10 protein-coding genes are annotated in these 10574 nt (G+C 72.7%); 5 read left to right on the top strand and 5 right to left on the bottom strand.

Annotated elements, in window-relative coordinates; translation table 11 throughout:
• A partial coding sequence (locus tag ACF07N_RS08130) for a DEAD/DEAH box helicase (protein ID WP_392111078.1) occupies positions 1 to 2125 on the bottom strand: 2125 nt, incomplete at its 3' end.
• A gap of 478 nt (positions 2126 to 2603) precedes the next feature.
• Between ACF07N_RS08130 and ACF07N_RS08125 the strand changes: the two genes are divergently transcribed.
• Positions 2604 to 3353: a ferritin-like fold-containing protein gene (locus ACF07N_RS08125; RefSeq protein WP_383324103.1), complete on the top strand. Its 750-nt coding sequence runs from the start codon at positions 2604 to 2606 to the stop codon at positions 3351 to 3353.
• Between the two features lie 122 nt (positions 3354 to 3475).
• On the opposite strand, the gene ACF07N_RS08120 is transcribed toward ACF07N_RS08125, so the two are convergent.
• The 4 genes from ACF07N_RS08120 to ACF07N_RS08105 all read right to left on the bottom strand — a co-directional run bounded on the left by ACF07N_RS08120 (position 3476) and on the right by ACF07N_RS08105 (position 5381).
• Positions 3476 to 3745, bottom strand: a complete 270-nt coding sequence (locus tag ACF07N_RS08120) for a hypothetical protein (RefSeq protein WP_383324100.1) — start codon at positions 3743 to 3745, stop codon at positions 3476 to 3478.
• A 193-nt stretch (positions 3746 to 3938) separates the two neighbouring features.
• Positions 3939 to 4166: a DUF3107 domain-containing protein gene (locus ACF07N_RS08115; RefSeq protein WP_309096965.1), complete on the bottom strand. Its 228-nt coding sequence runs from the start codon at positions 4164 to 4166 to the stop codon at positions 3939 to 3941.
• 135 nt (positions 4167 to 4301) lie between these two features.
• Positions 4302 to 4949: a TetR/AcrR family transcriptional regulator gene (locus ACF07N_RS08110; protein ID WP_094057729.1), complete on the bottom strand. Its 648-nt coding sequence runs from the start codon at positions 4947 to 4949 to the stop codon at positions 4302 to 4304.
• A 207-nt stretch (positions 4950 to 5156) separates the two neighbouring features.
• Positions 5157 to 5381, bottom strand: coding sequence for a hypothetical protein (locus tag ACF07N_RS08105; RefSeq protein ID WP_383324096.1), 225 nt, complete (start codon positions 5379 to 5381; stop codon positions 5157 to 5159).
• A 255-nt stretch (positions 5382 to 5636) separates the two neighbouring features.
• On the opposite strand from ACF07N_RS08105, the gene ACF07N_RS08100 reads away from it, so the two are divergent.
• The 4 genes from ACF07N_RS08100 (at position 5637) to ACF07N_RS08085 (ending at position 10572) form a co-directional block, all read left to right on the top strand.
• A complete protein-coding gene (locus tag ACF07N_RS08100) occupies positions 5637 to 6704 on the top strand; it encodes an alpha/beta fold hydrolase (RefSeq protein ID WP_383588509.1) in 1068 nt (355 codons plus the stop codon).
• A gap of 818 nt (positions 6705 to 7522) precedes the next feature.
• Positions 7523 to 8530 (top strand): DUF3152 domain-containing protein, encoded by a 1008-nt coding sequence (locus ACF07N_RS08095; protein WP_392109753.1) that lies wholly within the window; start codon positions 7523 to 7525, stop codon positions 8528 to 8530.
• Between the two features lie 67 nt (positions 8531 to 8597).
• Positions 8598 to 8690 (top strand): Ms4533A family Cys-rich leader peptide, encoded by a 93-nt coding sequence (locus ACF07N_RS08090; protein WP_324614289.1) that lies wholly within the window; start codon positions 8598 to 8600, stop codon positions 8688 to 8690.
• Positions 8691 to 8853: 163 nt separating this feature from the next.
• Entirely contained in the window at positions 8854 to 10572 is a 1719-nt protein-coding gene (locus tag ACF07N_RS08085; RefSeq protein WP_392109746.1) for an ABC transporter substrate-binding protein, read from the top strand.
• Positions 10573 to 10574: the final 2 nt, after the last annotated feature.

Here is a 10574-nt window from a genome sequence, read left to right as displayed (position 1 = left end):
CCTGGGCGGGCTCGGCGGCCTTGCGGGTGCGGCGGCGCGGCTTGGTCTCCGTGCCCTCGGCGGTGTCGACGGCGGCTTCGGACTTCGTCGCGGCCGTCTTGCGGGTGCGGCGCGGCTTGGCCTCGGTGGCCTCCGTGTCCGTCTCCGGGGCGGCGGTCTTGCGCGTCCGTCGCGGCTTGGCCTCGGTGGCCTCCGCCGTGTCGAGAGCGGCGTCGGCCTTCGCGGCGGCCGTCTTGCGCGTACGGCGCGGCTTGGCCTCGGCGGCCTCCGCCGCGTCGACGGCGGTCTCGGCCGCGGCGGCGGTCTTGCGGGTGCGGCGCGGCTTGGTCTCCGCGGCCTCGGCCGTGTCGACGGCTGCTTCGGCCGCGGGTGCCGTGGCCTTGCGGGTGCGGCGGCGCGGCGTGGCCGCGACCTCGGGCTCCGCGGTCACCGCGGCGGCCTCCGCCACGGCCGTGGCTTCCGTGGCCGACGGCGTCACCGCGGCCTCGGCCTCGACCGCCGGCGTCTGCGTTGCCGGGGTCTCCACGACCGCCGTCTCCGACCTGCGCGTACGGCGCCGCCGCGGCTTCGCGGCCGACTCGGGTGCCTCGGTCGTGCCCTCCGCCGTCGCCACGGCGGCCTCCGCCGGTGCGGGCACCGGCGTCTCGACGGCCGTGACGGGCGCGGCCTCCGCGGACGCACCGCCGCGCGTGCGGCGGCGACGGCGCGGCGTGCGCGGAGCCGTGACGGCCTCCGCACCGGCCGTGCCCTCGGCGGCCGGCGCCGTGGTCTCCGGGGCGGCGCCGGCGGAACCCGGCGCGTCCAGGGAGGCCCCGCCGCGCGTGCGGCGACGGCGGCGCGGCGTACGCGCGGAACCCTCGCGGTCGGCCGGGCGGGACTCGTCCCGGGCGTCACGGCCACCCCGGCCGCCACGCCCGCGCGGCCCGCGGCCGCCCGTCTCGCCCAGGTCCTCCAGCTCCTCCGCGTCCAGCCCGGCGCGCGTGCGCTCCGAGCGGGGCAGGACGCCCTTGGTGCCCTCGGGGATGCCGAGGTCGGAGAAGAGGTGCGGGGACGTGGAGTACGTCTCCGGCGGGTCGTTGAAGCCCAGGTCCAGCGCCTTGTCGATCAGCTGCCAGCGCGGGATGTCGTCCCAGTCGACGAGTGTGATCGCCGTACCCTTGGCGCCCGCGCGGCCGGTACGGCCGATGCGGTGCAGGTACGTCTTCTCCTCTTCCGGCGACTGGTAGTTGATGACGTGCGTGACGCCCTCGACGTCGATGCCGCGGGCGGCGACGTCGGTGCAGACGAGCACGTCCACCTTGCCGTTGCGGAAGGCGCGCAGCGCCTGCTCGCGCGCGCCCTGACCGAGGTCGCCGTGGACCGCGCCGGACGCGAAGCCGCGCTGCTTGAGCTGGTCGGCGAGGTCGGCCGCCGTGCGCTTGGTGCGGCAGAAGACCATGGCCAGCCCGCGGCCCTCGGCCTGGAGGATGCGCGCGACCATCTCGGGCTTGTCCATGTTGTGCGCGCGGTAGACGAACTGCTTGGTGTTCGCGACCGTCGCGCCCGCGTCGTCCGGCGCGGTGGCGCTGATGTGCGTGGGCTGCGACATGTAGCGGCGGGCCAGTCCGATGACCGCGCCCGGCATGGTGGCCGAGAACAGCATGGTCTGACGGCGCACCGGCAGCATGTTGACGATCTTCTCGACGTCGGGCAGGAAGCCCAGGTCGAGCATCTCGTCGGCCTCGTCGAGGACCAGGCACCGGACGTGCTTCAGGTTCAGCTTCTTCTGGCCGGCGAGGTCGAGCAGCCGGCCCGGGGTGCCGACGACCACGTCGACGCCCTTCTTCAGGGCCTCGACCTGGGGCTCGTAGGCCCGGCCGCCGTAGATCGCGAGGACGCGCACGTTGCGCACCTTGCCCGCGGTCAGCAGGTCGTTGGTGACCTGCGTGCACAGCTCGCGCGTGGGGACGACGACGAGGGCCTGCGGGGCGTCGGTGAGGTCCTCGGGCTTGGCGCGTCCGGCCTCGACGTCGGCGGGGACGGTGACGCGCTCGAGGAGCGGGAGGCCGAAGCCCAGCGTCTTGCCGGTGCCGGTCTTGGCCTGGCCGATGACGTCCGAGCCCGAAAGGGCCACGGGGAGCGTCATCTCCTGGATGGGGAAGGCGGTGGTGATGCCGACGGCTTCGAGGGCCTCGGCGGTCTCGGGAAGGATCCCGAGCTCTCGGAACGTCGTAGTCAGGGTGCTGCCTCTTCTGTGTGGGCGGCGCGAGGCGAGCGCGGGGGTCGTGTCGGACCGTGCCGGGGACGTCGGCTTGCCTACGGGCGGGCCGTAGAGCACGGGACCGCGCCGACGCTCGAGCGCTCGTGCCGCTGAGGGTGTCCCCTCCGGGTCTCGTACGCTGAGTGCCGTACGCCGGGGAGGGCTGTCGGGTCGGAGCCGATCGGGCCACCGACCGGGCATCCTCATACGTGCGGCCTGTCGAGGTACGTCGACGTACCAGCAGGCGCATTACCACCATACCCCGGATTCCCGCACACGCGACGGCCGATTTGGTCACGTAGTCGTCATCACAGTGATTGACCAGGGCCTTACGCCCCCGGGCGGGCGGGCTATTGTGCGCTTCATGACGAGCTCTGACAAGCCTGGGAACGCCTCGGACACCGCCCCCGCCGCCCCCACCGGAGTCGCCGCCCGGGACTGGGCGACGGCCTCCGCCGACCCGCAGTACCGCGCCGCGGTCGTGGACCTGCTCGGTGCGCTCGCGTACGGGGAGCTCGCGGCGTTCGAGCGGCTCGCGGAGGACGCCAAGCTGGCGCCGACGCTGGAGGACAAGGCGGAGCTGGCCAAGATGGCGTCGGCCGAGTTCCACCACTTCGAGCGGCTGCGCGACCGGCTCGCCGAGATCGGCGAGGAGCCGACCTCCGCGATGGAGCCGTTCGTCGCGGCGTACGACGGCTTCCACAAGCAGACGGCGCCCTCGGACTGGCTGGAGGGCCTCGTCAAGGCCTATGTCGGCGACTCCATCGCCAGCGACTTCTACCGGGAGGTCGCGGCCCGGCTGGATTCCGACACCCGCTCCCTGGTGCTGGCCGTGCTCGACGACACCGGGCACGGCGGCTTCGCGGTGGAGAAGGTGCGCGCGGCGATCGACGCGGACCCGCGGGTGGGCGGCCGGCTCGCGCTGTGGGCGCGGCGTCTCATGGGCGAGGCGCTGTCGCAGTCCCAGCGGGTGGTCGCCGACCGGGACGCGCTGTCGACCATGCTCGTCGGCGGCGTCGCGGACGGCTTCGACCTCGCCGAGGTCGGCAGGATGTTCTCCCGGATCACCGAGGCGCACACCAAGCGGATGGCGGCGCTGGGCCTGGCCGCCTAGTCACGCGTCCCGCCGCCGGCTCCCCGGCCGAGGGCCCGGCGCGGGCCCGGGGCCGGCGTCAGGGCCGTCGCCCTGCCGTCCCGCGCGTCCCGCGTGCCGTGAGCGCCGCCATCGGCGACCCGTCAGGCGGTCGCCGATCGGCGGCGCAGTCTTCCCGCGGGGCGCAGCAGCAGCGACAGCGAGGCCACCGAGACGATCACCGCGCCGAGCAGGACCACCAGCAGGTGCCCGGCGTCCAGCGCGCTGTGCATGACGAAGGCCCCGAAGAGGGAGCCGGCGACACCGGTCGACAGGACCAGGGGGCGGGACGGCAGACGGTGCGCAAGCCGGTGCGTGGCCGTCCAGGCCAGAGCCAGGCCGAGGATGGCGGAGCTCAGCGCTTCCAGGAGCATGTCGGGGGTCCCTCCCACATGGCGGCCTGCCCAAATCGGTCGTAGCCCGTCTTACCCCTGACCTGCGGAATCCAATCCACCCCTGTGGGCGACCTGTGCGCCATCCGTGGAGAAATCCCCGTGCCGCACGGGGCCGGGAACGCCGAGGGGGCGGGACGGCAGCCGCCGTCCCGCCCCCTCGGCACCCGAGCGCCTACAGCGCGCCGAAGCCCACCTTGCGCGGGGCCGGCTCGCCGATTTCGACGTAGGCGAGGCGGTCGGCCGGGACGAGGACCTTGCGGCCGTGCTCGTCCACGAGGCTCAGCAGCGGCGACTTCCCGGCCAGCGCCTCGGACACCGCCCGCTCGACCTCATCGGCACTCTGACCGCTCTCCAGAACGATCTCGCGGGGCGCGTGCTGCACGCCGATCTTGACCTCCACGGCTATGTCCCTCCGACGGTCAGTGATGTGCGCGAACTTCCGCGCCGTACGCAGCACACATTAGCCCGGTGAGGGGACGTACACGCTCCGCCCGAGAACGCCACGAGCGAACACCGGACGGGAACAACGCGCCCGTCAGTGGTGCTGCTGGTCCGTCCCGTGCAGCGGGAAACCCGCGATGCCGCGCCACGCCAGCGAGGTCAGCAGCTGCACCGCCTGGTCGCGGGGCACGCTGCGGTCGCTGTGCAGCCACGAGCGGGCCACCACCTGGGCGAGTCCGCCGAGGCCCGAGGCGAGCAGCATGGACTCCGCGCGCGACAGGCCCGTGTCCTCGGCGATCACGTCGCAGATCGCCTCGGCGCACTCGTTCGTCACCTTGTCCACGCGCTCGCGCACCGCGGGCTCGTTGGTCAGGTCCGACTCGAAGACGAGACGGAAGGCGCCGCCGTCGTCCTCGACGTACGCGAAGTAGGCGTCCATCGTCGCCCGCACGCGCTGCTTGTTGTCGGTGGTCGACGCGAGCGCGTGCCGCACGGACTGGATGAGCGACTCGCAGTGCTGGTCCAGCAGGGCGAGGTAGAGGTCGAGCTTGCCCGGGAAGTGCTGGTAGAGCACCGGCTTGCTGACGCCGGCGCGCTCCGCGATGTCGTCCATCGCGGCCGCGTGGTAGCCCTGGGCCACGAAGACCTCCTGGGCGGCGCCCAGGAGCTGGTTGCGTCGGGCACGGCGCGGCAGGCGTGTGCCCCGCGGGCGAACCGCCTCTGTCTGCTCGATGGCTGTCACGCCGCCTCCCATAGTCGTCCACGTGCGGATCTGGCCGCGTCGCCATCGTACTTTTCGGTAACCGTGGTGTGCGCGGTGAGAGCGCAGAATTTCACGGACCGGACGGTTACGAAAGCGGTTGAGAAGGTTTCAAACAGGGTCAGAGCGGGCAAAATACGGCTCCTTTCCTGCTCGGTGGCGTGGGCGGACGCCCGCCGGGGGCGGGCGTCACCGGTAGTCGTCCTCGTCGAGCGAGACGATGCGGGCCTGCTCCACCAAGTCGGCCTCGCTGGCGCGGTCCGGGTCGACGCCGGTCAGCGGGTCGTCCCGGTCCGGCGCGAGGTCCGCCTGCTGCTCGGCCGCGTCGACCTCGGGCGCCTCGACGCCGAACTCCCGCGTCTCAGGCGCGTCCTCGGCCTCGAACGTCTCCGGGTCGGTGGGGTCAACGGCCATGCTGGGCTCCCTTCCTACGAACGTCCCTGGGAATGCAGGGGCCACACGCGGGTGCCCTCTGTACGAGCCTAGGAGACACCCGATCCGGACGCTATGCGATCCGCGTCCGGTGCGTGACGCAGTGCGTACCCCGTCGACTGCCTTCCATGGTGCCCCGGACGGCTTCGGTGTCCCCCTCCCGGGCGGCCCGTTCCTGTGACGGCGAACACAGGCGAACGCATGAGCCTCTGCGTGATCGTCTCGTAACATTGCCGCATGTCTTCGACCGAGCTGCCGTTCGTGCCGCCCGCCAATGTGCTGCCGAAGGTGGGGACCGTCCGGGTCGCGGAGGGGGAGCGGCTGAGGTCGGTCGAGCTGCCCGGGGTCACGCTGACGGTGCGGTCGCGGCCGCCCGCGCGCGAGGGTCTGCCTCCGGCGCTGTACGTGCACGGGCTCGGGGGCTCCTCGCAGAACTGGTCGGCGCTGATGCCGCTGCTGGAGGACGTCGTCGACCCCGAGGCCGTCGACCTGCCGGGCTTCGGCGACTCCCCGCCCCCGGACGACGGCGACTACTCCGTCACGGGGCACGCCCGCGCGGTCATCCGCTACCTCGACGCCTCCGGCCGCGGACCCGTGCACCTGTTCGGGAACTCGCTCGGCGGCGCCATCACCACCCGTGTCGCCGCGGTCCGGCCCGATCTCGTCCGTACGCTCACGCTTGTGTCCCCTGCCCTGCCGGAGATCCGAGTGCAGCGCTCCGCCGTGCCGACGGGGCTGCTCGCCGTGCCCGGGATCGCGCCGCTGTTCACGCGCCTCACGCGCGAGTGGACCGCGGAACAGCGCGTCCGTGGCGTGATGGCGCTGTGTTACGGGGACCCCGGGCGGGTCACGCCGGAAGGATTCCGCAACGCGGTGGAGGAGATGGAGCGGCGGCTGCGGCTGCCGTACTTCTGGGACGCGATGGCGCGCTCCGCGCGTGGCATCGTCAACGCCTACACCCTCGGTGGCCAGCACGGACTGTGGCGCCAGGCCGAGCGCGTCCTCGCGCCGACGCTGCTCGTCTACGGCGGTCGCGACCAGCTCGTCGGCTTCCGCATGGCCCAGAAGGCGGCCCGGGCTTTTCGCGACTCGCGGCTCGTGACGTTGCCGGACGCGGGGCACGTGGCCATGATGGAGTACCCGGAGACGGTCGCCATGGCGTTCCGTGAACTGCTGGAGGACTCCGGGGAGTTGGGAACGCAGCGCGCGCGGCGGGCGCGGGGCGCGGCGGACAGCGGTGCAGCGCGTGCCCGCGCGGGCGACGCCGTCGACCGGGACACCACCGACGAAAGCATGGGGGGCTGAGGCGCGACGTGGGACGCCACAGCCGCCGGGGGTCCGTCGCCAAGGGCGACACCTCGGACACCACCGCAGTACGGGACGGCCGGGACGGCTCGGCACCTGGGCCGAGACCGGGGCAGGGCCGGGCGCCGGACGAGAACCGGGCCGGCCGGCCGGCCCCGCCCGGGCAGGGCGGATGGCCGGCGGCGAGCGCGGGACCGCGCCGGGTGCCGGGTCCGCGACCCGCACCGGGTCCGATCGCGCCACCGCGCGGGACGCCTCCGTATCCGGCGCCCCTTCACGGCACACCCGCGCATGTGACGCCCCCTCAGGGCGTGCCGCGACTGCCGGAGGGGTGGCTGCCCGACGGGACGCCGGCACACGGCGTGCCGCGCCTGCCCGACAGGACGCCCGGGCCTGGAATGCCGCGTCCGGCTGACGGCCCGCCGGGCCGCGGAGCACCGGTACCGCGTTTCGCCGACGGTACGCCTGCCAGGGGGGTGCCGAGGCTGCCTGACGGGACGCCCGCGCGTGGTGTGCCGAGGTTCTCCGATGGGACTCCCGCGCGTGGTGTGCCGGGCTTTGCCGGTGGTACGCCTGCCAGGGGTGTGCCGCGGATGCCTGACGGCACGCCTGCCAGTGGGGTGCCGAGGCTGCCCGACGGGACCCCCGCGCGCGGTGTGCCGAGGCTGCCCGACGGGACTCCCGCGCACGGTTTTCCGCAGGTTCGGGGTGGGCACCCCGAGCAGCGGGAGGCCGGGGGTGGCTGGGGGGACCTGGGGGTGAGCGGTGCCGGCCGTACGGGGGCCGGGGCCGCCATACCCCGGCAGCGGCGGGCCCCCGTGCCCGCCCCACGGCAGGACTATCTCGACGCCTTTGACGAGGAGGACGACGTTTTCGCGCCCCGTACGCCCGCCTCCGCGCACGCGGCGGACGCCTACGCCTCCGTCACGGACTGGAACGCGGGCACCCCGGCCGACCGCCGCTCCGGCGACCCCGACGGAGCGGCGCCCAGTGGTGCGCCCGCGCCGGGGGGCAGGGGAGGCAAGGGCCGTACCTTCACGGGCATCGCGGCCGCCGCCGTCACCACCGTGCTGGCCGTGATCGTCGCCGGTCAGGTCACCGACGACCAGGGCGGTGCCGACGTGCAGTCGCAGTCCGCCACCGACCGGGCCCGTGACGTGCGCGACCCGGCGTCCCGCGCGGCAGGACGGGCCAACCCGGCCCCGGGTGCCGACGTGGCGCCGCTGACGTACGACGCCAAGATGGCCCGGACTTACCCGCTCGGGGCCACGCTCAAGGGTCCGGGCCGGTTCGACGCCGTTCCGGGCATCGCCAAGGCGCCCGGCGCGGGGCAGAAGTTCACCTACCGCGTGGACGTGGAGCAGGGGCTGGGGCTCGACGCCGCACTGTTCGCCGAGGCCGTGCAGAAGACGCTCAACGACCAGCGCAGCTGGGCCCACAACGGCGCGCGCAGCTTCGAGCGCATCCACTCCGGCCGTCCCGACTTCGTGATCACCCTCGCCAGCCCGGGCACGACCGCCGACTGGTGCGCCAAGTCGGGCCTGGACACCACCGTGGACAACGTCTCCTGCGACTCGGCCGCGACCGAACGCGTGATGATCAACGCCTACCGGTGGGCCCAGGGCTCACGGACGTACGGTGACGCCGACATCCACGCCTACCGGCAGATGCTGATCAACCACGAGGTCGGGCACCGCCTCGGGTACGGGCACGTCACCTGCGACAAGGACGGCGACCTCGCCCCGGTCATGCAGCAGCAGACCAAGTTCCTCGACCACGACGGCATCCGGTGCCGTGCCAACCCCTGGCCGTATCCGCGGAGTTGAGGCCGGAGCGGACGGTGTGGCGCGTCTCGCGTTGACATGCGCAGAGAGTTCGTACATATTTCTGGGCATGTCTCCCCGCCACGCCTCCGTTCGCGCCGCCATCGAGCTGGCGCTCATCGGCGTGACCCCGCTCTGCGTGGCCGACATCCACTGTTGCTGACGCCCGCCCGAGGCGCGCGTCGCGAATCTCCTTTTTCCTTGCCGTGATCCTGTAGCGGCTTCTTTCGACGACCCGGCGCCGGGCAGACGTCTGCGATTCTCCGTCTCACCCTTCGTCATTTCGTCTCGTGATCCGAGACGCCTTCCGAGAGGTCGTCATTCCGATGCGCCAACCGTCCGTCATAGCGCGCCGCGTGGCCGCGGCATCCGTGAGCCTGGTCCTGGCAGCGGGCGCCGCCGCCTGCGGCCCTGAGGACAACGATGCCAAGGGCGCCGGCGGCGACTCCACGCCCCACAAGGGCGGCACCCTGACGGTCCTGAACGCCAACCCCCAGCAGGACTTCGACCCGGCCCGCCTCTACACCTCCGGCGGCGGCAACGTCCCCTCCCTGGTCTTCCGTACCCTCACCACCCGCAACCGCGAGGACGGTGCCGCCGGCACGAAGGTCGTCCCCGACCTCGCCACCGACACCGGGCGTCCCAACAAGGACGCGACCGTGTGGACGTACACCCTGAAGAAGGGCCTGAAGTACGAGGACGGCACCCCCATCACCTCGGCCGACATCAAGTACGGCATCGAGCGCTCCTTCGCCCCCGAACTGTCGGGCGGCGCCCCCTACCTGCGCGACTGGCTGGTCGGGGCGGCCGGCTACCAGGGGCCGTACAAGGGCGGGAAGGGCCTCGACGCGATCGAGACGCCGGACGAGCGGACCATCGTCTTCCGGCTGAACAAGCCCGAGGGCGAGTTCCCCTACCTCGCCACCCAGACGCAGTTCGCGCCCGTCCCGAAGAGCAAGGACACCGGCACCAAGTACGAGGAGCACCCGGTCTCGTCCGGGCCGTACAAGGTCGTGCGGAACGAGAACGACGGTGAGCGCCTGGTCCTGGAGCGCAACCCGCACTGGTCCGCCGCGACCGACGCCGAGCGCAAGGCGTACCCGGACAAGGTCGACGTCCGGTCCGGGCTCGACTCGTCCGTGATCAACCAGCGGCTCTCCGCGTCCCAGGGGGCGGACGCCGCCGCGGTCACCACGGACACCAACCTCGGCCCGGCCGAACTCGCCAAGGTCAGCGGCGACCCGGACCTCGCCTCCCGCGTCGGCACCGGGCACTTCGGCTACACCAACTACATCGCGTTCAACCCGAAGATCAAGCCGTTCGACGACGTCAAGGTGCGGCAGGCGATCTCGTACGCCATCGACCGGTCCTCCGTGGTCAACGCCGCGGGCGGGTCCGCGCTGGCCGAGCCCGCCACCACCTTCCTGCCGGACCAGAAGTCCTTCGGACACACGCCGTACGACCACTTCCCGGCGGGCAAGGCCGGTGACCCGGCCAAGGCGAAGGAGCTGCTGAAGGAGGCCGGGCACCCGAACGGGCTCACCGTCACGATCACGCACTCCAACGCCCGGGACTTCGAGACCAGCCCGGAGATCGCGACCGCCATCCAGGACGCGCTCAAGAAGGCCGGCATCACGGTCAAGCTCCAGGGCCTCGAGGAGAACGACTACTCCGACAAGATCCACGACGTGAAGACCGAGCCGGGCTTCTTCCTCGCCCACTGGGGCGCCGACTGGCCCTCCGGCGGTCCCTTCCTCGCCCCGATCTTCGACGGCCGGCAGATCGTCGAGGACGGCGCGAACTTCAACACCGGCCTGCTGAACGACAAGTCGGTCAATGCCGAGATCGACGCCATCAACAAGTTGACGGATCTCGACCAGGCCGCCAAGAGGTGGGGCGCACTGGACAAGAAGATCGGCGAGAAGGCCCTGACCGTCCCGCTGTTCCACCCGGTCTACAAGCGCCTGTACGGCAAGGACGTCAAGAACATCGTGATCAGCGACTGGACCGGTGTACTGGACGTCTCGCAGGTCGCGGTGAAGTGACG

This window comes from Streptomyces sp. NPDC015242 (assembly GCF_043079125.1).
Classification (GTDB): Bacteria; Actinomycetota; Actinomycetes; order Streptomycetales; family Streptomycetaceae; genus Streptomyces.
This window is presented reverse-complemented; position numbering and strand designations above follow the sequence as displayed.

Coding starts and splice junctions, on each gene's coding strand:
- ACF07N_RS08125 (WP_383324103.1), top strand. CDS start 2,604: ATGACGAGCTCTGACAAGCCTGGGAACGCCTCGGACACCGCCCCCGCC.
- ACF07N_RS08120 (WP_383324100.1), bottom strand. CDS start 3,745: ATGCTCCTGGAAGCGCTGAGCTCCGCCATCCTCGGCCTGGCTCTGGCC.
- ACF07N_RS08105 (WP_383324096.1), bottom strand. CDS start 5,381: ATGGCCGTTGACCCCACCGACCCGGAGACGTTCGAGGCCGAGGACGCG.
- ACF07N_RS08100 (WP_383588509.1), top strand. CDS start 5,637: ATGTCTTCGACCGAGCTGCCGTTCGTGCCGCCCGCCAATGTGCTGCCG.
- ACF07N_RS08090 (WP_324614289.1), top strand. CDS start 8,598: ATGTCTCCCCGCCACGCCTCCGTTCGCGCCGCCATCGAGCTGGCGCTC.
- ACF07N_RS08085 (WP_392109746.1), top strand. CDS start 8,854: ATGCGCCAACCGTCCGTCATAGCGCGCCGCGTGGCCGCGGCATCCGTG.